Raw genomic sequence first — 19,678 nt, 5'->3', positions numbered from 1 at the left:
CACCCCACCCTCGATGGTCATCGACACCGACACCCAGCGCTCCAGCCGCCTGTACGCCCTGTACCGGGTGTTTGTCGCGCTGGTCCTGCTCCTGATGGGCCTGTTCCCGGGCCTGCCGGTAGGCGTGGACCCCGCGGTCCCCGAAGTCTATCCCGCACTGGCCGGCGGCTACCTGGTGTTCTCGGTGTTCATGGCGGCGTTTGCCGAACACTGCAACCGCGAACCCGAGCGCGTCGCACAGTTCCGCCGCATGATCCTGCTGGGCGGCACCGGGGATGCCGCGGGCCTGCTCGCATTGATGGTGGTTGCCGGGGGCGTCCACACCGGCATCGGCCTGCTGCTGATCCCTGCGGTGATGGCAACGGCCCTGCTGTCGGCCGGTCGCCTGGGCCTCCCGCTGGCCGCCGCCGTGAGCGCCGGCCTTCTGGGCGCGGAAGGCCTCGCCATCCTGATCACGCTGGGCGACCTCGACAGCCTGACCCAGGCCGGACTGCTGGGGGCCGCGCTGCTGGCCGGAACCCTGCTGGCCCACCACTTCAGCCGGCGGGCCGACGAAAGCCGCGCCCAGGTCGAACAGCAGGAAGTCGATCTCGCCAGCCTGGCGGAACTCAACGCCCAGATCATCGCGCGCATGAGCGCCGGAGTGGTGGCGATCGACCCCCGGGGCTACATCCGCTCCATCAACGAGGCGGCGCGCCAGCTCCTCCCGCCCCGACCGGGGCGGCACCTGTCGTCGATCTCGCCGCGCCTGGCCCGGGCCGTGCGCGAATGGCAGGAAGAAACCGGGCCGGCCAGCCGCACCCGCCACCTGCCCGGCGACCAGGAACAGCCGGCCCTGCAGGTCCGTCTGGCCCCGCTGGGCAACCAGGGCGACCAGGGTACCCTGTTGATCCTGGAAGACGCCGCCGAACTGCGCCGCCAGGCCCAGGCAAGCAAGCTGCAGGCCCTGGGACGCCTGACCGCCAGCATCGCGCACGAGATCCGCAACCCGCTGGGCGCGATCTCCCACAGCGCCCAGCTACTGCGCGAATCGCCCGACCTTTCGGCGCCCGACCAGCGTCTGCTGGCGATCATCGACAAGCAGAGCGACCGCGTGAACAGCCTGATCGCGAACGTCCTCAGCCTGTCGCGTCGCGAATCGGGCGAACGCCAGCGGCTCAACCTGCACGACGAACTCGAACGTTTCGCCGAGGAATTCTGCAGTGCGCTGCAGATACCGCGGGAATCGCTGCACGTGAGCGTGGAACCCGCAGATTCGGAGGTCCTGTTCGACCCCTCGCAGCTCAACCAGGTGCTGTGGAACCTGTGCAGCAATGCCAGGGTGCACGGCGGGCACGACCGGCCCGAAAGCCCGCCCATTATCCTGCGCGGCGGCGCCGGCCAGGTCGCCCGGGTGGTCAGTCTGGACGTGCTGGACGCCGGCCCCGGCATCGACCCGGAAACCCAGAAGGAGCTGTTCGAGCCCTTCGTCTCCGGCCATTCCGGCGGCTCCGGCCTGGGCCTGTACATCTCGCGCATGCTGTGCGAAAACAACGGGGCCTCGCTGGAATACGCGCATGCACCCTCCGGGGGCTGCTTCCGCATCCTGTTTGCCCCCGACGAACAACACCAGGGATCGGCGTCATGAGCATCAAGCACGTGCTGGTTGTCGACGATGAACCCGACATCTGCGAACTGCTGGAGATCACCCTCGCGCGCATGGGCCTGGAGGCCGAAACGACCGGCGCGCTGGACCCGGCACGGCAGCTGCTGGCGCAGCGGGACTTCGACCTCTGCCTGACCGACATGCGCCTGCCGGACGGGGACGGGCTGGACCTGGTGCGTCACATCCAGACCACCCGCCCGGAGCTGCCGGTGGCGGTCATCACCGCGCACGGCAGTGTCGATACGGCGGTGCAGGCCCTCAAGCTGGGCGCCTTCGACTTCGTCAGCAAGCCGGTCGACCTCAAGCAGCTGCGCGAACTGATCGACAGCGCCCTGCGCATGGAATCCGCGCCGGCGACGGAGGCGGCGTGCGGCTCGACGCCGACCCGCTGCAGCACGACCGAAGACCCCGACAGCCCGCTGCTGGGCGACTCCGAACCCATGCAGAAACTGCGCGCCACCATCCGCAAGCTGGCGCGCTCCCAGGCGCCGGTGTTCATCGCCGGAGAATCCGGTTCCGGCAAGGAACTGGTGGCGCGCGAAATCCATCGACTGGGGCCGCGCGCCGAGCGCCCCTTCGTGCCGGTGAACTGCGGCGCGATCCCGGCGGAACTGATGGAGAGCGAGTTCTTCGGCCATCGCAAGGGCGCCTTCACCGGGGCCACCCAGGACCACCCCGGGCTGTTCCAGGCGGCCGAGGGCGGCACCCTGTTCCTGGACGAGGTCGCCGACCTGCCGCTGGCGATGCAGGTCAAGCTGCTGCGCGCGATCCAGGAGCGCGCGATCAAGCCGGTCGGCGGCTCGCGGGAGATCCCGGTGGACGTGCGCATCCTGTCGGCGACCCATCACGACCTTGAGCGCGCCGTGCGCGAAGGCCGTTTCCGCCAGGACCTCTATTACCGTCTCAACGTGATCGAACTGCGGGTCCCGCCGCTGCGCGAACGCGACGGCGACATTCCCGGCCTGGCCACCGTGATGCTGCAGCGAATCGCCGAACAATGGGGCCTGGAGGCCCGCGAACTCGCGCCGGACGCGCAGGAGCTGCTGGAGCGCCACCCCTTCCCGGGCAACGTGCGGGAGCTGGAGAACATCCTGGAGCGCGCCGCCACCCTCGCGGAGGGCGCGGCGATCCACGCCGACAACATCGATCTCCCGGCCACCGCCCCGACCCCGGAGGACAACGGCGAGGACCGCCGCGCCGGCCCCGGCGCAGACAACCCGGGCACCCCGCCCCCCGGGGTGAAGGAGCGCCGCACCCCGCCGTCGATCCGCTACGAGGATGTGGGCCTGGATGATCACCTCGCCGACCAGGAGCGCCAGGCGATCGAGACCGCCCTGCATCAGACCGGCGGCAACCGCACCGCGGCCGCGAGGTTACTGGGGCTCAGTTTCCGCCAGCTGCGCTACCGTCTGAAGAAACTCGGAATCGAATAGTCAGGCACGGGCGGGCGGGTCCTCCAGGTCGTTCAGCCACTGCTCCAGCTCGAACAGGGGCAGGCCGATCACGTTGCTGCAGGAACCGTCGATGCGTTCGACAAAGGCTGCACCCCGCCCCTGCAGGGCATAACCCCCCGCCTTGTCGCGCGGCTCGCCGCTGGCCCAGTAGGCCGCGATGTCGCGCGCGTCCAGCGGGCGCATCCATACCCGCGTCTCGCCGCGCCCGGTGCACACCGGGCCGTCATCGCGCAGCAGTGCCATGCCGGTAATCACCCGGTGTTCGCGGCCGGACAGCCGCTGCAGCATGGCGGCGGCCGAAGCCTCGTCCGCGGGCTTGCCCAGCGCCTCCCCGTCGATCGTCACGACCGTATCCGCCGCCAGAACCCACTGCCCCCGGCGGGCGTGGTCACGCGCTGCTTCCGCCTTGACCGCCGCGAGGCGCTCGACCAGGGCCCCGGGTTCCTCGTCGGGCGCAGCGGTCTCGTCCACATCCATCGCGGCCACCTCATGCACCACGCCGATCTGAGTCAGCAATTCGCGCCGGCGGGGGGACGCGGAGGCCAGCAGAAGCGGCAGGGCGTCGGGACGGTTGCAGGCAGCGGCGGACGACATAACGACCGGAGCGCGACTCACGCGCGATGATAGGGATGATTGTTGAGCAGCGACCAGGCGCGGTAGAGCTGCTCCGCCACCAGCACCCGCACCAGCATGTGGGGGAAGGTCAGCGGCGACAGCGACCAGGCCCACTCGGCCCGCTCGCGCACGGCGGCATCCAGGCCGTCGGCCCCGCCGATCAGCAGCGCGACGTCGCGCCCGTCGTCCTGCCAGCCGGCCAGGCGCTGCGCCAGTCCGCGGGTGTCCACCGCACGGCCGCGTTCATCCAGGGTGATGATCCGGGCACCCTCGGGCACCGCCTTGAGCAGAGCCTCGCCCTCGCGCCGCAGGCGGGTCGTGGCATCCATGGATTTCGAGCCCGCCGGGGCCGCCAGTGCGTGCAGCTGGAAACCCCATTCGCGGGGCAGCCGGTCCCGGTATTCGGCAAAGCCGGAAGCGACCCAGTCGGGCATGCGGCGGCCGATGGCGATCAGATGCAGACGCATCGCCGATAAACCGGCTCAGCCCCGCAGCCGGCGGACCCGCTGCAGGCCGGGGTCATCCTCCATGCCGCCATCGCCCCCGTCACCCTCCGCGGCCTCTTCCTCGGCCAGCCACAGCTTTTCCAGATTGTAGAAATCGCGAGTCTCGGGGAGCATCACGTGGACGATCACGTCGTTGAGGTCGACCAGGACCCATTCCTGGCCCTCCTGGCCCTCCACGCCCAGCGGCTGGATGCCACGGTGCTTGGCCTCGGTCGCCACGTTCTCGGCGGTGGACTGCACGTGGCGCCCGGAGGTCCCCGAGGCGATCACGATGAAATCGGCCAGGGTGGTCTTGCCGCGCACGTCGATGCTGCGGATGTTGCGGGCCTTCATGTCCTCGAGCGCCTCGAGGCTCAATTCCAGCAACTGTTCGCTGTTCATGGTTTCGGATGTCATGTAGTGGGGTTTCCTGCGGCGGACCGGTAAAGCCCGCGCTCCTGTATGTAGCGTTCGACCGCCCCGGGCAGCAGGAAGCGGGGGCTGGCCCCCTCGCGCAGCTGGGCCCGGATGGCGGTAGCGGAGATATCCAGCTGAGTCACCGGCTGGAAGTACACCCGGCCGGCCGGACTCGCCCGCAGCACGGCGGGATCGTCGGTGACCGCGCCCCCCGGGCCGTCGCCCAGGTCCTGCGAGGCGGGGCTTCCGGGGCGATGCGACACCGCCACGTGCGCCAGCTCGAACAGGGTCTCCCAGCGGTGCCAGGACGACAGGCCGGCAAAGGCATCCATGCCCATGATCAGCACCAGCGGCACATCGTCACCCAGCTCCCGGCGGAAGGTCAGCAGGGTGTCCACGGTGTAGGACGGCCCGGTGCGATCCAGCTCGCGCCGGTCGGCGACGAAACCCTCCACGCCGGCCACCGCGCGCTCCACCATGGCCAGGCGGTCCTCGCCCGAAGTCCCGGGGCTGGCGCGATGAGGCGGCACGTGGCAGGGCACGAAGTGCACCCGTTCCAGCCCCAGGTGCTGCTGCACCTCCAGCGCCGGGCGCAGATGACCGAAATGGATCGGATCGAAGGTCCCGCCGAGGATCCCGATCAAGCCGCCACCTTCCCGCCGCGCTCAGCCACGCACATGGCCGTCGCCAAACACGATGTATTTCAGGGTGGTCAGGCCATGCAGCCCCACCGGCCCGCGCGCGTGCAGCTTGTCGGTGGAGATCCCGATCTCCGCGCCCAGCCCGTACTCGAAGCCGTCGGCGAAGCGGGTGGAGGCATTCACCATCACCGAGCTGGAATCCACCGCGCGCAGGAAGCGCCGCGCATGCCCCCAGTTTTCGGTCACGATGCTGTCGGTGTGATGTGACCCCCAGGTATTGATGTGCTGGATCGCCGCGTCCAGGTCGTCCACCACGCGGATCGCCAGGATCGGCCCCAGGTATTCGGCCGCCCAGTCCTCCTCGCCAGCCTCGGCGACCTCCGGCCCGCCGTCGGCCAGCACCGCGCGGGTGCGGGCGCAGCCGCGCAGGCTGACCCCCAGCCCGTCCAGTTCGGCGGCCACCGCCGGCAGGAAGGTCTCGGCGACATCGGCATGCACCAGCAGAGTCTCCATGGTGTTGCAGGTGCCGTAGCGATGGGTCTTGGCGTTCACCGCCACCGCCTGCGCCTTGCCCGGGTCCGCCGCGGCGTCCACGTACACGTGGCACACCCCGTCCAGATGCTTGATCACCGGGATCTGCGACTCCTGGCTGATGCGTTCGATCAGGCCCTTGCCGCCGCGTGGCACGATCACGTCCACGTACTCGGGCATGCGCAGCAGCGCCCCCACCGCGGCACGGTCGGTGGTGTCGACGATCTGTACCGCCTCGCGCGGCAGCCCCGCCGCCGCCAGCCCGGACTGGATGATGCCGGCCAGCGCGCGATTGGAATGGGCGGCCTCGGAACCGCCGCGCAGGATCGCCGCGTTACCCGACTTCAGGCACAGCGCCGCCGCGTCGATGGTCACATTGGGGCGTGATTCATAGATGATGCCGATCACCCCCAGCGGCACCCGCATCTGCCCTACCTGGATCCCGCTGGGCTGATAGGCCATGTCGGAGATCGTACCCACCGGATCCGGCAGACCCGCGACCTGCCGGCAGCCCTCGATCATGGTGTCGATGCGCGCATCGGTCAGCGCCAGACGGTCCAGCATCGCCGCGTCCAGCCCGCGGGCTCGCCCCGCCTCCAGGTCGCGCTCGTTGGCCTCGGCCAGCTCCGCGCGACGCTCGGCGATCCCCTCGGCGATGGCCTGCAGCGCCGCGTTCTTGGCACCCGGTTCGGCCTCGGCCATGTGGCGCGAGGCGGCGCGCGCAGCACGCCCCAGGGCCTCGATCCTGGCGACCATATCATCGCTGACAGCAGCGGATTCGGCGGGATTCACGGCAGCGTTCATACGATCAGACTCGTTGGAATTCGGTACGGGTTCAGCCACGGTCGGCGGGTGCTCCGCCATACGTGGACGCCAAGTCTAGCAACCCCTGCCGGGCATTGCCGTTTTCCGGAGCCCGGGTGATCCGATCCACGCTCGCGACCCCGAACGCGGCGCGGATGACGATAACCGGATCAGGCTGGCCGCACTCTCCCACAAGGCACTTTCCGCGTCGATGACTTCGCCGGATGCACCACTGCGGCAGGTTGTCCGCGGGATTGACATGCCGGCGCTCTCACTGAGGCAAGAGACAGCCCGCCCTCCCCGCAAGCCATTGTTCTACATGAACCATGAAACCCCGGGACCGTACTGGCACCGATATTGCTCGATAACAGCAGGGCGATGCCCTGTAGGTCTTTTCCTGCTCATGCGACAACCGGGAGCCACCCAAAAAAGGCGGTGCCACCCGACCATTGACTCCGAAAAGAAGAGGTGTCCAATGAAAACATTTAACCTCGGCCTTGCGGCAACCGGATTGTGCGGTGCACTCGGTCTGGCCAGTACGGCCATGGCTTCACCGATCGATATCTCCGGCTGGGACTGTAATGGAAACTGCGGCACGTCAGCGGCGGACGGCGATATAACGCTGTCGCCGTTCGGCAACTCGGAATACGGCTGGATCTCGACCAACGACGGGAACGACATCGACGGCCTGGACGTTGGCGACGAAACCACCGGATCGACCATCACCTCGCCAGAGTTCAGCGCGGATGAGGGCGATGAACTCAACTTCTACTTCAACTACGTTTCCTCTGATGGTGGAGGTTTCACCGACTACGCGTGGGCACAGATCCTCCCGGACAGCGCGGCTCCGATTCAACTGTTCACCGCCCGCACGACGCCGGACGGTGACACCGTACCGGGTTTCGGGCTCCCGGAGCCGGATGCGGACGTGACCCTCGATCCGGAGGAAACCCCCGTGATCCCCGGGGCACCGGAATGGTCTCCCCTGGGCGCCAACTCAGGATCCTGCTGGGATGACGGGTGCGGATACACCGACTGGATCCAGGCTTCGTACCTGTTCGAGGATACCGGCACCTACTCTCTGGAGTTCGGTGTGGTGAACTGGCAGGACACGGCTTTCCAGTCCGGCCTCGCCTTCGACGGCGCCACCATCGCGGGTACGGCCATCGGCGATGATCCGGCCCCGACCCCCGTGCCCGTGCCGGCGTCGCTGGCCCTGATGGGCCTTGGTCTGGCGGGTCTGACCCTGGTCGCGGGGTACCGGCGCCGGGACGCTGCGGTCACAGGCTAATCGCCTCCGCATGGCCCGTTCCAGGCTGCGCCGGGGCGCTGCGCCGGGTCATGCACCCTCGGGGTTGAGGACAGGGTCGGCCACGGTCAGCGGCCGGCCCGCCATACGAGCCACCAGGTCCAGCAGCCCCTGCCGGGCATCCCCGTGTTGTTCCTGCCCCTTGATCACCCGGTCCACCCGGGCAGCCAGGCGCAGGATGTCACGCGCCCGCGCCACGTCCAGACGTCCCGCCGCCAGGCGCAGGGCCTTTTGCTGGTCGCCGAAGCTGCCCTGGAAGGCCTCGCGGTCGTTCGCCCCGGCGGCCCGGCGTTCCAGGGCCTGCACCAGCAGCCGTGCATCGCGCGCCAGCGCCCACAGGATCAGTGGCTCGGGCTGACCTTCGTCCAGCAGGCCCTCCAGCATGCGCAGGGCGCGGCCGGTCTCGCCGCGCAGCGCCGCCGCCGACAGGCCGAACAGATCGAAGCGCGCGGCATCCGCGGTGGACTCGGACAGGGTCTCGAGATCGATCTCCCGCACCCCGGCCAGTGCCAGCTTTTCGATCTCCTGGCGCGCCGCCAGCAGGTTGCCCTCCACCCGGGCCGCCAGCAGCTGCAGCGCCTCGTCCGTGATGCGCAGCCCGTGCCGAGTCAGGCGTTCGCGGATCCAGCCGTCCAGCCGCTCAGGCGGCACCGGCCGCGCATGCACCACCACCGCGGCCGACTCCATGGCCTTGAACCAGGCCGCGCGGCGCATGTCGCGATCCGGGCGCGGCAGCTGCAGCAGCAGCACGGTGTCGGATTGCGGCGCCGCCGCACAGGCCTTCAGCTTCTCCCCGCCCTCGCGCCCGGGCTTGCCGGTCGCCAGACGCAGGTCCACCAGCGTGCGGCTGGCGAACAGCGAGCGGTCACGCAGCGCCGCATCCAGCGCGGACCAGTCGGACTGGGCGGAGAGATCCAGCACCGTGCGCTCGTCGAAACCCTGCTCGCGGGCGGCGGCCCGGATCGCATCGGCGGCCTCGATGGTCTGCAGCGGTTCCTCGCCCAGCAGCATGTACAGCGGGGCCACGCCCTTGCGCAGGGACTGATCGATGCGTCCCGGATCGACGGCCATGTCAGTCCTCGCCCCCCCCGGCCAGGGCTCGCACCCGACGCTGCAGCAGGGCCACCAGATCGCGGTTCATGGTGGCCCGCAGGTCCTCCTCGCGCTCCGAACGGCTGAGCACGGCGGTCTCGTCATAGACGTAAGTGCGCGACGCACGCAGCGGTTCGAGGTCCATCGCTTCACCATCGGCCGGGCGCAGCCGCACGCGCATGCTGCGGGTCAGTTCGTACTCGCTGACCCGCGCCTGATCGGACACCGACAGCGCGCGCCGCGAATCGTCCACCGAGCGGATCTCCAGGGTCGCGCCCCGCTCTTCCGGGCGCTCGTCCACGATCTCGATCCCGGAGGCACGCAGGCCCCGGGCCAGTTCCTGGTACAGGGAGTCCCGCGGCTGCAGGCCGCGGATCTCCACCGGGTCCAGTTCCGCCGGCCAGCCCCCGGTGCCGCGCAGCTGGAACCCGCAGGCGGCCAGCGAGGCCGTCAGCACGAGCACCACCAGCAGACGCGGCAGGAACCGGGTCATTGCGGCTTGACCACGAAATTCACCAGGCGTCCGGGGACCACGATCACCTTCACGATGCCCTGCCCCTCGAGATGGCGCTGGACGTTTTCGTCTTCCCGCGCGATGCGCTCCACGCTCTCACGATCCGCACCGGCCGGGACCGCGATCTCTGCCCGGCGCTTGCCGTTGACCTGTACCGCCAGGGTCTCGCGGGCGGATTGCCGGGCGGCCTCGTCGACCTGCGGCCAGCGGGTATCGGCCACCAGCCCGTCATGGCCCAGCGCCTCCCACAGCACCTGGGTCACGTGCGGAGTGATCGGAGCCAGCATGCGCACGATGCCCTCCAGCACCTCCTGGCGTACCGCGATGGCGCCCTCGGCATCCTCCGGCAGACGCCCGAGCTCGTTCAGCAGCTCCATGTTCGCCGCCACCGCGGTGTTGAAGGTCTGGCGCCGGCCGATGTCGTCGGTGACCTTGGCGATTGTGTCGTGCAGCTTGCGCCGCAGATCGCCCGCCGGCTCGGACAGATTTTCGGGATCCAGCGGCGACGCCGCCGCACCCCCGACATGTTCGCGCACCGCGCGCCACAGGCGGCGGATGAAACGCTGCGCCCCTTCGACGCCGGAGTCCGACCATTCCAGCGACAGATCCGGCGGGGCGGCGAACATGGTGAACAACCGCGCGGTGTCGGCCCCGAAGCGCTCGATCAGCGCCTGCGGATCCACGCCGTTGTTCTTCGACTTGGACATCTTCTCCATGCCGCCAATGGTCACCGGCTGCCCGTCTTCGCGGTGGCGCGCGGCTTTCACCGAACCATCCTCGGCGCGCTCCAGTTCCACGTCGACGGGGTTGATCCAGTCCTTCCCGCCATCGCCGCGCTCGCGGTAGAAGGTCGGCGCCACCACCATGCCCTGGGTCAGCAGCCGGGTGAACGGCTCGTCGGAACCCACCAGCCCCTCGTCGCGCAGCAATTTATGGAAGAAGCGCGCATACAGCAGGTGCAGTACCGCGTGCTCGATCCCGCCGACGTACTGATCCACCGGCAGCCAGTGATCGGCGCGTTCGTCGAGCATCGCCGTGTCGTTGTCGGCGCAGGCGTAGCGGGCGAAGTACCAGCTGGACTCGAAGAAGGTATCGAAGGTATCGGTCTCGCGGCGTGCCGGCTTGCCGCATTCCGGACAGGTCGCCTCGAAGAACTCCGGCATGCGCGCCAGCGGCGAGCCCGCCCCGTCCGGGATCACGTCCTCCGGCAGGCGCACCGGCAGATCCTCTTCCGGCACCGGCACCGCACCGCAGTCGTCGCAGTGGATCACCGGGATCGGGCAGCCCCAGTAGCGCTGGCGCGAGATGCCCCAGTCGCGCAGACGGTAGTTGCGCCGGCGCCGGCCCAGTCCGGCCTGCTCCAGATGATCGGCGATCGCGGCCTTCGCCGCCTCCGTGTCCTGCCCGGTGAAATCGCCCGAGTTCACCAGCACGCCGGCTTCGGTGAACGCGGCGGCCTGCACGTCGCACTCGCCCCCGTCGGCCGGGGCGATCACCTGGCGGATCGGCAGGCCATATTGCGTCGCGAACTCGTGGTCGCGTTCGTCGTGCGCCGGTACCGCCATTACCGCGCCGGTGCCGTATTCCATCAGCACGAAGTTGGCGACCCACACCGGGATATCTTCGCCGGTCAGCGGGTGGCGGGCGGTGAAGCCCAGCGCGCGGCCCTTCTTCTCCATTGTGGCCAGGTCCGCCTCGGCCACCCCGCCCTGGCCGCACTCGTCCACGAACGCAGCCAGTTCCGCGTCATTCTGCGCCAGCGCCTGCACCGTGGGATGCTCCGGCGCGAGCGCCATGTAGCTGACGCCGAACAGGGTGTCCGGCCGGGTGGTGAACACGGTCAGCGGCTCGCCGCCGTCCACCGCGAATTCCAGCTCCACGCCCTCGGAACGCCCGATCCAGTTGCGCTGCATGGTGCGCACCTGATCCGGCCAGCCGTCCAGGTCGTCCAGGGCCTCCAGCAGCTCGTCTGCGTAGTCGGTGATACGCAGGAACCACTGCGGCATCTCGCGGCGCTCGACCACCGCGCCGGAGCGCCAGCCACGGCCCTCGATGACCTGTTCGTTGGCGAGCACGGTCTGGTCGACCGGATCCCAGTTCACGGTGGCCCGGGCACGATAAACCAGCCCCTTCTTGAGCAGACGCACGAACAGCCACTGCTCCCAGCGGTAATACTCGGCATCGCAGGTCGCGAATTCGCGCGACCAGTCGTAGGCGAAGCCCAGGCGCTGGAGCTGGGTGCGCATCTGCTCGATGTTCTGGCGCGTCCATGTCGCCGGCGGCACATTGTTCTGCATCGCCGCATTCTCCGCCGGCAGGCCGAAGGCGTCCCAGCCCATCGGCTGCAGCACGCTCCTGCCCTGCATACGCTGGAAGCGCGCGATCACGTCGCCGATGGTGTAGTTGCGCACGTGGCCCATGTGCAGCTTGCCCGACGGGTACGGGAACATCGACAGGCAGTAGAAGGGTTCTCCCGGGGCATCTTCCTGCGCCCGGAAACAGCCGGTCTCGTCCCAGCGACGCTGGACCTCGGTCTCCACCTGCTCCGGGGAATAATGCTCCTGCATGGGCCTCACCTTTGCTGTTTGCCGCCGCGAACGAAGAACCGCGCAGAATACCAGTCACCCCGCCCCCCTTCCAGACAAGACCCGGATCTGCCGAATGGTTCCGTCAAACGCAACCGCAAGGCGGCGCATGGCCATCTAGACTTCAGGATACATACCCTTGGCGCATCGACCGATGCGATACGAAGGAGGTGCAGCATGATCTCCCTGATCCAGCGCCGTTATCCGGACGACCTTTCCGAAATCCGGCCCCGCCACGGGTACGAGGAGGCCACGCCCGGCGTACGCCGGATCGAGGCCGGCCGCCCGCTGCGCTGGCTGGGTGCCGGCTGGCACGACCTGCGGCATGCCCCGGCCGGGCTGCTGCACGGCCTGATGGTGACCGCGATCGGAGCCGTCATCATGGGTGTGCTCTGGTCCTGGCCGTGGGCCGGGGTTGCCGCCCTCACGGGCTTCCTTCTGGTCGGACCCGTCCTCGCCACCGGCCTCAACGGCCTGGCCCGGAGCATCGAACGCGGCGAGACCGTCGGCCTGCGCTCGGGCTTCGGCGCGCTGGAGGCGACCGGCGGAGCCATCTGGGCCTTCGCCGCCCTGCTGGCCTCGATCTTCCTGGCCTGGACCGCCTTCGTCTGGCTGTGGATGGGGGTCCTCAACGTCGGCCACGCCGGACTGCTGGGCCCGCTGCACGAGGCCTTTCCGGTCCTGCTGGGCAGCGCCAGCGGACTGATCTCGCTGGCCGGTCTGGTCGTCGCCGGTGCCGCCCTCGCGGTCGTCGTTCTTGCACTCTCCGTGGTCACGATCCCGACCCTGCTGGACCGCCGGACCGGACTCATGACAGCGATGGGCACCAGCCTGAAGGCCCTGCGCACCAGCCCGGCCGCCACCCTCATCTGGGCCGCGCTGATCACCGTGCTGTTCACGGTCTCGGCAGCCACCGCTCTGCTGGCCCTGATCGTCGTGTTCCCCTGGCTGGGCTACGCCATGTGGCACGCCTACCGGGACCTGGTAGAAGACGCCTGAGCCACACGGGCCTCCTTCCGCACGCCCGATGCCGAAGGATGCCCCGTCAGCGGAAATGCCAGCCAGATTCCGGCGCCCGCAGAGCCGCAGGCGGGTAACCGGGTGGCGCATGCCCGGACGGGTGTCCCCCTTTGCTAACGCGGTCCCGACGCTCTCGCACAATCGCTCGTGGCCCCGTTTCGGGGCATGCTCGTGCTAACGTGGCTCTCAAGGAAACACTGATCAATCCGGAGCGATGCCGATGAGCGACAAAAACAGCACTCCCGAGGGCGGGCACGAAGAAGACCATCATGAACGCGAATCGCGCCTGAGCGATGCCTACCACCGCATGCTGCACGAGGTCACCGAGGACCTCGAGAAACTGGAGCAGCGTACCGGCAAGGCCATCAACGAGGCCCTGGAGAACGCCCGGGAACGCGTGCAGAAGGCCAGCGACCTGACCCGCGAGGAGGCGCACGAGGTAATGGAGTACCTGCGGCGCGACCTGCAGGACCTGGGCGCCTACATCGACTCGCGCAGCGAGGACTGGCGCAGCTGGCTGCGCATCGACATCGGCCTGATCGAAGCCAGCATCGTCAACGCGCTCGAACGCATTGCCGACCGCACCCGGGTGGAGATCACCGAGCTGACGGCGCGTGCCCAGGTCATGGGCGAATGGCACACCGGCGAGATCACGGGGCCGGGGGAACTGATCTGCAAGAACTGCGGGCACCCGCTGCACATGGAAAAGGTCGGCCGCATTCCGCCCTGCGCGCAGTGTCACCACACGGCGTTCCGCCGCGGACCGCCGCCAGAAGAAGACGCCGGCTGAACCGCCCGGCGTCCCGGGCCCGTCGATTCAGACCGGGTCGCCGGACCGCGCCTGCCGCCGGCCCACCGCCGCACCCAGCACCACCAGCACCAGCGCCGCCAGCACCGCCGGGCCCTCGCCCATGGCCGCAGCCGGGGTGATGCCGCTGCGGGGCCGGATCTCGCCGTGCACGGTAGCCGGCTCGAACAGGGGCGAGCCCTCGATCAGCCGGCCGTCGAAGTCGATCAGCGCGGAGATCCCGGTATTGGTCGCGCGCAGTATCGGCCGCCCGGTCTCGACCGCGCGCACCCGCGCGATCTGGAGATGCTGGGCCGGCGCCAGACTGTCGCCGAACCACGCATCATTGGATACATTCACCAGGAAACCCGCCTCGGGCAGGGCAGCGCGTATGTGCCGGGCGTAGGCCGATTCGTAGCAGATACTGGCGCCGGCGGTGCGTCCCGCCAGCGTGATCCGACCGTCACCCCCCCCGGGGGTCAGATCGGACATCGGGATCATCAGCAGCCGGTCGAGCCACGCCAGCTGCTCGCGCAGCGGGATGTACTCGCCGAACGGCACCAGCTGCCGCTTGTGGTAGGCCGCCCCGCCCGGGTAGATCAGGATCGCGTTGTGGATATCCCCGTCGCGGTGGCCGTCGAACAGCCCGGTCACCAGCTGCGCGTCCTCGCCCGGCAGGTCCGCGGCCACCTGCTCCAGCATCCCGTCGACCTCGCGGGCCAGCGCCGGGATGGCGGTTTCCGGCCACACCACCAGATCGGCCGGCCCGGCCTCCGCGGTGAGGTCGCGATAGACCTCCAATGAATGACGGATGCCGTCCGGGGCCCACTTGCGCTCCTGATCGATGTTGCCCTGCACCAGGGTCGCGCGGACCGGATCGCCGTCCGGGTCGGTCCACTGCAGGGGCAGCAGGGCCGCAGAAACCACCACGACCCCGGCCACCAGGCCCACCCCGACCCCGCGCGAACGCCGCCCGGCGGCCAGCACCAGACCGGCAGCGATCAGCGCGACCATCAGCCCCGCCCCCAGCTCGCCGGCCAGCGGGAGCCAGGACGCCAGCGGCGTATCCAGCGTGGCATGCCCGAACAGCAGCCAGGGGAACCCCGAGAACAGCCAGGAGCGTGCCAGTTCCAGCAGCACCAGCCCGCCCGCCAGCGCCAGGATGCCCTCCATCCGGTGCAGCGGCAGGAAGCGTGCGGCCAGCGCGCTCAATAACGCCGGGTACAGCGCCATCACCAGCACAAAGGCCACCGTGATCACGCTGGCCACCACCAGCGGGGCCTGGCCGAACACCAGCAGGCTGTTGAAGATCCACGACGTGCCGACGCCGAAGAAACCGAGGCCGAACAGCCAGCCGAACCAGGCCGCGCGACGCGGCCGCCCCTGCACCCGGACCAGCAGCCCGAACCACACGGCCAGCGCCAGCGGGGCAGCAGTGAACAGACTGACCGGCGCGAACGCCAGCACCGCCAGCGCGCCGGCCAGCAACGCCAGCAGGCCGCCAGTCCAGCGCCCGGACAGGTCGGGCAGCGGGAGCCCTCTCATCGCGTCCCCTCGGTACCGGAATCGCCCGACTCGGCCGCCGCGACTCGTGCGGCGGGCTCGGCCAGGCGCATCTCCACCAGATGCAGCCGGCGATTGTCCGCACGCAGCACGCGGAACTGCATGCCGTCGAGGTTCAGGGTCTCGCCACGGTGCGGCACATGGGCGAAATGCGACAGCAGCAGCCCGCCCACGGTGTCGAAGGCATCCTCGTCGTAGGCCGTCTGGAAATAGGCGTTAAACTCCTCCAGCGGGGTCAGGGCCTTGATGGTGTAGCGCCCGCCGGGGTGCTGCATGATCTGGGTGAGATAGTCCTCGACGTCGTGCTCGTCCTCGATCTCGCCGACGATCTGTTCCAGCACGTCCTCGATGGTCACCAGCCCGGCGACGCCGCCGTACTCGTCGACCACGATCGCCATGTGATTGCGGCTCAGGCGGAACTCTTTCAGCAGCACGTTCAGGCGCTTGCTCTCCGGTACGAACACCGCCGGGCGCAGGATCTCCTGCATGTCGAAGGCGGTGTCGTCGGGATCGCCGAAGAAACGCAGCAGGTCCTTGGCCAGCAGGATGCCCACCACCTCGTCGCGGTGATCGCCCACCACCGGCAGGCGCGAATGGGCCGAGGCGACCACGTCAGGCAGGAATTCCGACAGCGGGGCATCGCGCCGCACCACCTCCATCTGCGCCCGCGGGATCATGATGTCGCGCACCTGCATGTCGGCGACGTTGAGCACGCCCTCGAGCATGGTCAGCGCCTCGGGGTCCAGCACCTCGCGGTCCTGGGCGCCGCGCAGGGTCTCGACCAGTTCCGGGCGAGAGTGCGGCTCGCGGCGCAGCCGCTGCAGCGCCGGCTCCAGCAGACGCCGCAACAGGCCGGCCCCGCCGGTGGTGTTCGCCTCAGAGCCCATGGGCCCCTCGTGCGTCGCACCCGGGGTCCGCCCCGGCCGTCCGGTAGGGGTCCGGCAGGCCAAGACCGGCGAGGATCGCCGTTTCCAGGGCCTCCATCTCGGCCGCTTCCCCGGCGTCCTGATGATCGAAGCCCTGCAGATGCAGCATCCCGTGCACCACCATGTGGGTGTAATGATCGTTCACCCGCTTGCCCTGCTCGCGCGCCTCGCGCTGCAGCACCGGGTCGCACAGCACGATGTCGCCGAGACAGGCCGGCCCGGCACCGGGTGGCATGATCAAGTCGCCCGGTGCCGGGAAAGACAGCACGTTGGTGGCGTAGTCGCGGCCGCGGAACGCGTGATTGAGCTCGCGCCCCTCGTCGGCATCCACGATGCGCAGGGTCACCCCGGCCGAGTCCTCCCCCCGCCAGGCGGCGCGGGCGGCGGCATGCAGGCCGCGGGCCGCCGGCACCCCGGCGCGCGGCACCGCATACTGCACCGCGACCTCAAGCGTCATGGCCGGAGTCCTCCTCGTGGAGGTCATAGGCCTGGACGATGCGCTGCACCAGCGGATGGCGGACCACGTCCTCGCCACGGAAATGGTGGATGCCCACGCCCTCCACGCCTTCGAGGATGCGGATCGCGTGCTGCAGGCCGGACTTCTGCCCGCGCGGCAGGTCGACCTGGGTCACGTCGCCGTTGACCACGGCGGTCGAACCGAAGCCGATGCGGGTGAGGAACATCTTCATCTGTTCCACGGTGGTGTTCTGCGCCTCGTCGAGGATAATGAAGGACTCGTTCAGGGTGCGCCCGCGCATGTAGGCCAGCGGGGCCACTTCGATCACCTGGCGTTCCATCAGGCGCGCGGTCTGATCGAATCCCATCAGCTCATACAGGGCGTCGTACATCGGCCGCAGGTAGGGGTCGATCTTCTGCGCGAGGTCCCCGGGCAGAAACCCCAGGCGCTCGCCGGCCTCCACCGCCGGGCGCACCAGTACCAGGCGCTGCACGCGGTCCTGCTCCAGCGCGGCCACCGCCGCGGCCACCGCGAGGAAGGTCTTGCCGGTGCCTGCCGGACCGATACCGAAGGTCAGGTCGTTGCGCCCAATGCCGGCGATATAGCGCGACTGCCGCGGACCGCGACCACGGATCGCCGCGCGCTTGAGACGCAGCACCGGATCGGGGGTCTGGGCATCGGTATCGGTCAGCGCCTCGACGTGGGCGTCCTGCAGCGCGGTGTGCACCTGCTCCAGGGATACCGGCTCTTCCTGCGCCATGCGGTGCAGGTCGTGGATCAACGCGCCGGCGGCATCCACCGCCGCGCTGGGCCCGGTCAGATTGAAACGCGGGCCCCGGTTGTGCACCGCCACGCCCAGGCGATTCTCGATCAGGCGCAGATGTGCATCCAGCGGCCCGGACAAGCGCGCCAGGGTCTCCTGGTCGCCCGGCTCCAGGGTGAAATCCAGTCGGTTCGCCATCAGGGAATCAGGCCGTCGCGACGGCCGGCGCGGGCTCCTGCACCCGGCGTCCGCGCAGCGAATGGGCCAGGGCCTCGGTGATCTCCACCGGCACCATCTGTCCGATCAGCGCCGGGTCGGCCGGGAAGTTCACGATGCGGTTGTTGGCGGTGCGTCCGGCGAGCTCGTCCGGGTTGCGCTTCGCCGGCCCTTCGACCAGGACCGGCTCGATGCTGCCGACCATCGACTGGTTGCGCTCGCGCCCGTACTGCTCGATCAACGCCTGCAATTCCGCGAGGCGGGCCTTTTTCACCGCCATCGGCACGTCGTCCGGAAGCGAGGCTGCCGGCGTGCCCGGGCGCGCGCTGTAGATAAAGCTGAAGGAAAAATCGAAGTGCAGTTCCTCGATCAGGTCCATAGTCGCCCGGTGATCGGCGTCGGTCTCGCCGGGGAAACCGACGATGAAATCCGACGACAGATCCAGGTCCGGCCGCGCCTCGCGCAGGCGGCGGATCTTCGACTTGTATTCGACCACGGTGTGCCCGCGCTTCATCTGCGCCAGGATCCGGTCGGAGCCGCTCTGCACCGGCAGATGCAGGTGGCTGACCAGCTTGGGTTCGTCGGCGAAGGCCTGGATCAGGGAGTCGGAGAACTCCACCGGATGCGAGGTGGTGAAGCGGATGCGCTCGATCCCGTCCACCGCCGCCACGTAGTGGATCAGCAGCGCGAGGTCGGCCGTGTCGCCGTCCTCCATCGGACCGCGATAGGCATTGACGTTCTGCCCCAGCAGGTTGATCTCCTTCACCCCCTGCTCGGCCAGCGCCACCACCTCGGCGATCACGTCGTCGAACGGGCGCGAGATCTCGTCGCCGCGGGTATAGGGCACCACGCAGAAGCTGCAGTACTTCGAGCAGCCCTCCATCACCGAGACGAAGGCCGTGGGGCCCTCGGCCTGCGGTTCGGGCAGGCGGTCGAACTTCTCGATCTCGGGGAACGAGATGTCCACCACCGGGGCCCGCGCCCGCTGCGCCTCGCGGATCATCTCCGGCAGGCGGTGCAGGGTCTGCGGCCCGAACACCAGATCCACGTACGGCGCGCGCTGACGCAGGGCCTCGCCCTCCTGGCTCGCTACACAGCCGCCCACACCGATCACCATCCCCGGCCGGCGCTCCTTGATCGCGCGCCAGCGGCCCAGCAGCGAGAAGACCTTCTCCTGGGCCTTTTCGCGGATCGAACAGGTGTTCAGCAGCAGGACATCGGCCTGTTCGGGATCCTCGGTACGCTCCGCGCCGCCGTCCGCCTTCAGTGCGTCCAGCATGCGGTCAGAGTCGTACTCGTTCATCTGACAGCCGTGGGTCTGGATGTAGATCTTGCGGGTCATTGCGTGTCGGCGACCTCAGCTGATGTGCCTTTTAGATACCCGTCAGAACGGGACGTCATCGTCATCGAAGGAGCCGCCCGGACCGGACGACGGGGAGGACGAACCGCCCCCGAAGCCGTCGCCACCGCCACCGGGGCCCGGGTCGTAACCGCCGCCGTAGCCACCACCGGCAGCAGCGGCACCGCCGGCGCCACCGCCGCCGCGTCCACCGACCAGCTGCATGTCACTGGCGACGATCTCGGTGGTATAGCGATCCTGACCGTCCTGCCCCTGCCACTTGCGGGTCTGGATCCGGCCCTCGATGTACACCTGGGAGCCCTTGGACAGATACTGCGCGGCGATGTCGGCCAGACGACCGAACATTACGACCCGGTGCCATTCGGTGTTTTCGCGCCGTTCCCCGCTCTGCTTGTCGGTCCACTGCTCCGTGGTGGCCACGCGGAAGTTGGTGACGGTCGCCCCGCCGGGCGTTTCGCGCTTTTCGGGGTCGGCACCGAGGTTGCCGAGAATGA

At 69.2% G+C, this 19,678-nt stretch carries 19 protein-coding genes; 5 read left to right on the top strand and 14 right to left on the bottom strand.

What is annotated here, in order from left to right:
* The first annotated feature begins 13 nt into the window (after nt 1-13).
* Together G020_RS0111455 and G020_RS0111450 are read left to right on the top strand one after the other, a co-directional pair.
* A complete protein-coding gene (locus G020_RS0111455) occupies nt 14-1,627 on the top strand; it encodes a PAS domain-containing sensor histidine kinase (protein ID WP_024329665.1) in 1,614 nt (537 codons plus the stop codon).
* Entirely contained in the window at nt 1,624-3,078 is a 1,455-nt protein-coding gene (locus G020_RS0111450; protein WP_018946605.1) for a sigma-54 dependent transcriptional regulator, read from the top strand. The genes G020_RS0111455 and G020_RS0111450 overlap by 4 nt, the downstream gene beginning before the upstream one ends.
* Here the strand turns inward: G020_RS0111450 and G020_RS0111445 are convergent, their stop codons facing one another.
* The 5 genes from G020_RS0111445 to G020_RS0111425 are packed head-to-tail and all read right to left on the bottom strand — an operon-like array spanning nt 3,079 to nt 6,592.
* Nucleotides 3,079-3,693, bottom strand: a complete 615-nt coding sequence (locus G020_RS0111445) for a nucleoside triphosphate pyrophosphatase (RefSeq protein WP_018946606.1) — start codon at nt 3,691-3,693, stop codon at nt 3,079-3,081.
* Nucleotides 3,694-3,710: 17 nt separating this feature from the next.
* The gene (gene rlmH / locus G020_RS0111440; RefSeq protein ID WP_024329664.1) at nt 3,711-4,181 is read right to left on the bottom strand and encodes a 23S rRNA (pseudouridine(1915)-N(3))-methyltransferase RlmH; all 471 of its coding nucleotides are present in this window, start codon (nt 4,179-4,181) and stop codon (nt 3,711-3,713) included.
* A gap of 15 nt (nt 4,182-4,196) precedes the next feature.
* Entirely contained in the window at nt 4,197-4,601 is a 405-nt protein-coding gene (rsfS, locus tag G020_RS0111435; protein ID WP_024329663.1) for a ribosome silencing factor, read from the bottom strand.
* 11 nt (nt 4,602-4,612) lie between these two features.
* On the bottom strand, nt 4,613-5,260 hold the full coding sequence (nadD, locus tag G020_RS0111430; RefSeq protein ID WP_018946609.1) for a nicotinate-nucleotide adenylyltransferase: 648 nt from the start codon (nt 5,258-5,260) through the stop codon (nt 4,613-4,615).
* Nucleotides 5,261-5,281: 21 nt separating this feature from the next.
* Entirely contained in the window at nt 5,282-6,592 is a 1,311-nt protein-coding gene (locus G020_RS0111425) for a glutamate-5-semialdehyde dehydrogenase (protein ID WP_024329662.1), read from the bottom strand.
* Nucleotides 6,593-7,136: 544 nt separating this feature from the next.
* On the opposite strand from G020_RS0111425, the gene G020_RS0111420 reads away from it, so the two are divergent.
* On the top strand, nt 7,137-7,883 hold the full coding sequence (locus tag G020_RS0111420) for an NF038132 family protein (protein ID WP_018946611.1): 747 nt from the start codon (nt 7,137-7,139) through the stop codon (nt 7,881-7,883).
* Between the two features lie 48 nt (nt 7,884-7,931).
* Here G020_RS0111420 and holA read toward each other — a convergent pair whose 3' ends face one another.
* The 3 genes from holA to leuS are packed head-to-tail and all read right to left on the bottom strand — an operon-like array spanning nt 7,932 to nt 12,074.
* Complete coding sequence (gene holA, locus G020_RS0111415) at nt 7,932-8,972, bottom strand: DNA polymerase III subunit delta (protein ID WP_024329660.1); 1,041 nt, start codon at nt 8,970-8,972, stop codon at nt 7,932-7,934.
* Nucleotide 8,973: 1 nt separating this feature from the next.
* Nucleotides 8,974-9,486: an LPS assembly lipoprotein LptE gene (gene lptE / locus G020_RS0111410; RefSeq protein ID WP_018946613.1), complete on the bottom strand. Its 513-nt coding sequence runs from the start codon at nt 9,484-9,486 to the stop codon at nt 8,974-8,976.
* On the bottom strand, nt 9,483-12,074 hold the full coding sequence (gene leuS / locus G020_RS0111405; RefSeq protein WP_024329659.1) for a leucine--tRNA ligase: 2,592 nt from the start codon (nt 12,072-12,074) through the stop codon (nt 9,483-9,485). The genes lptE and leuS overlap by 4 nt, the downstream gene beginning before the upstream one ends.
* A gap of 195 nt (nt 12,075-12,269) precedes the next feature.
* On the opposite strand from leuS, the gene G020_RS0111400 reads away from it, so the two are divergent.
* Both G020_RS0111400 and G020_RS0111395 read left to right on the top strand, forming a co-directional pair.
* Nucleotides 12,270-13,091, top strand: a complete 822-nt coding sequence (locus tag G020_RS0111400; protein WP_024329658.1) for a DUF2189 domain-containing protein — start codon at nt 12,270-12,272, stop codon at nt 13,089-13,091.
* Between the two features lie 241 nt (nt 13,092-13,332).
* Nucleotides 13,333-13,902, top strand: coding sequence for a zinc ribbon-containing protein (locus tag G020_RS0111395; protein ID WP_024329657.1), 570 nt, complete (start codon nt 13,333-13,335; stop codon nt 13,900-13,902).
* A 27-nt stretch (nt 13,903-13,929) separates the two neighbouring features.
* On the opposite strand, the gene lnt is transcribed toward G020_RS0111395, so the two are convergent.
* Genes lnt through ssb form a run of 6 tightly spaced genes read right to left on the bottom strand, consistent with a single transcriptional unit; the run spans nt 13,930 to nt 19,676 of the window.
* Entirely contained in the window at nt 13,930-15,444 is a 1,515-nt protein-coding gene (gene lnt / locus G020_RS0111390; protein WP_024329656.1) for an apolipoprotein N-acyltransferase, read from the bottom strand.
* Nucleotides 15,441-16,349 carry an HlyC/CorC family transporter gene (locus tag G020_RS0111385; RefSeq protein ID WP_024329655.1) on the bottom strand — a complete coding sequence of 303 codons (909 nt, stop codon included), beginning with the start codon at nt 16,347-16,349 and terminating at the stop codon, nt 15,441-15,443. Before G020_RS0111385 ends, lnt begins: the two co-directional genes overlap by 4 nt.
* Nucleotides 16,339-16,845, bottom strand: a complete 507-nt coding sequence (ybeY, locus tag G020_RS0111380) for an rRNA maturation RNase YbeY (protein WP_024329654.1) — start codon at nt 16,843-16,845, stop codon at nt 16,339-16,341. Before ybeY ends, G020_RS0111385 begins: the two co-directional genes overlap by 11 nt.
* Nucleotides 16,835-17,806, bottom strand: coding sequence for a PhoH family protein (locus tag G020_RS0111375; RefSeq protein ID WP_018946620.1), 972 nt, complete (start codon nt 17,804-17,806; stop codon nt 16,835-16,837). Before G020_RS0111375 ends, ybeY begins: the two co-directional genes overlap by 11 nt.
* Before the next feature lie 7 nt (nt 17,807-17,813).
* Nucleotides 17,814-19,166 (bottom strand): tRNA (N6-isopentenyl adenosine(37)-C2)-methylthiotransferase MiaB, encoded by a 1,353-nt coding sequence (miaB, locus tag G020_RS0111370; RefSeq protein ID WP_018946621.1) that lies wholly within the window; start codon nt 19,164-19,166, stop codon nt 17,814-17,816.
* Between the two features lie 42 nt (nt 19,167-19,208).
* Entirely contained in the window at nt 19,209-19,676 is a 468-nt protein-coding gene (gene ssb, locus G020_RS0111365; RefSeq protein ID WP_029681299.1) for a single-stranded DNA-binding protein, read from the bottom strand.
* Nucleotides 19,677-19,678: the final 2 nt, after the last annotated feature.

Origin of the sequence: Thioalkalivibrio sp. ALR17-21 (assembly GCF_000420185.1) — a bacterium.
Taxonomy (GTDB): Bacteria; Pseudomonadota; Gammaproteobacteria; order Ectothiorhodospirales; family Ectothiorhodospiraceae; genus Thioalkalivibrio; species Thioalkalivibrio halophilus.
Note: the sequence above shows the minus strand (reverse complement) of the source record. Positions and strands in the feature narration are given on the sequence as shown.

What these genes read in the sequence shown, in the direction of transcription:
- G020_RS0111455 (WP_024329665.1), top strand. Translation starts at nt 14, where the DNA reads ATGGTCATCGACACCGACACCCAGCGCTCCAGCCGCCTGTACGCCCTG.
- G020_RS0111450 (WP_018946605.1), top strand. Translation starts at nt 1,624, where the DNA reads ATGAGCATCAAGCACGTGCTGGTTGTCGACGATGAACCCGACATCTGC.
- G020_RS0111445 (WP_018946606.1), bottom strand. Translation starts at nt 3,693, where the DNA reads ATGTCGTCCGCCGCTGCCTGCAACCGTCCCGACGCCCTGCCGCTTCTG.
- rlmH (WP_024329664.1), bottom strand. Translation starts at nt 4,181, where the DNA reads ATGCGTCTGCATCTGATCGCCATCGGCCGCCGCATGCCCGACTGGGTC.
- rsfS (WP_024329663.1), bottom strand. Translation starts at nt 4,601, where the DNA reads ATGAACAGCGAACAGTTGCTGGAATTGAGCCTCGAGGCGCTCGAGGAC.
- G020_RS0111425 (WP_024329662.1), bottom strand. Translation starts at nt 6,592, where the DNA reads ATGAACGCTGCCGTGAATCCCGCCGAATCCGCTGCTGTCAGCGATGAT.
- G020_RS0111420 (WP_018946611.1), top strand. Translation starts at nt 7,137, where the DNA reads ATGGCTTCACCGATCGATATCTCCGGCTGGGACTGTAATGGAAACTGC.
- holA (WP_024329660.1), bottom strand. Translation starts at nt 8,972, where the DNA reads ATGGCCGTCGATCCGGGACGCATCGATCAGTCCCTGCGCAAGGGCGTG.
- lptE (WP_018946613.1), bottom strand. Translation starts at nt 9,486, where the DNA reads ATGACCCGGTTCCTGCCGCGTCTGCTGGTGGTGCTCGTGCTGACGGCC.
- leuS (WP_024329659.1), bottom strand. Translation starts at nt 12,074, where the DNA reads ATGCAGGAGCATTATTCCCCGGAGCAGGTGGAGACCGAGGTCCAGCGT.
- G020_RS0111400 (WP_024329658.1), top strand. Translation starts at nt 12,270, where the DNA reads ATGATCTCCCTGATCCAGCGCCGTTATCCGGACGACCTTTCCGAAATC.
- G020_RS0111395 (WP_024329657.1), top strand. Translation starts at nt 13,333, where the DNA reads ATGAGCGACAAAAACAGCACTCCCGAGGGCGGGCACGAAGAAGACCAT.
- lnt (WP_024329656.1), bottom strand. Translation starts at nt 15,444, where the DNA reads ATGAGAGGGCTCCCGCTGCCCGACCTGTCCGGGCGCTGGACTGGCGGC.
- G020_RS0111385 (WP_024329655.1), bottom strand. Translation starts at nt 16,349, where the DNA reads ATGGGCTCTGAGGCGAACACCACCGGCGGGGCCGGCCTGTTGCGGCGT.
- ybeY (WP_024329654.1), bottom strand. Translation starts at nt 16,845, where the DNA reads ATGACGCTTGAGGTCGCGGTGCAGTATGCGGTGCCGCGCGCCGGGGTG.
- G020_RS0111375 (WP_018946620.1), bottom strand. Translation starts at nt 17,806, where the DNA reads ATGGCGAACCGACTGGATTTCACCCTGGAGCCGGGCGACCAGGAGACC.
- miaB (WP_018946621.1), bottom strand. Translation starts at nt 19,166, where the DNA reads ATGACCCGCAAGATCTACATCCAGACCCACGGCTGTCAGATGAACGAG.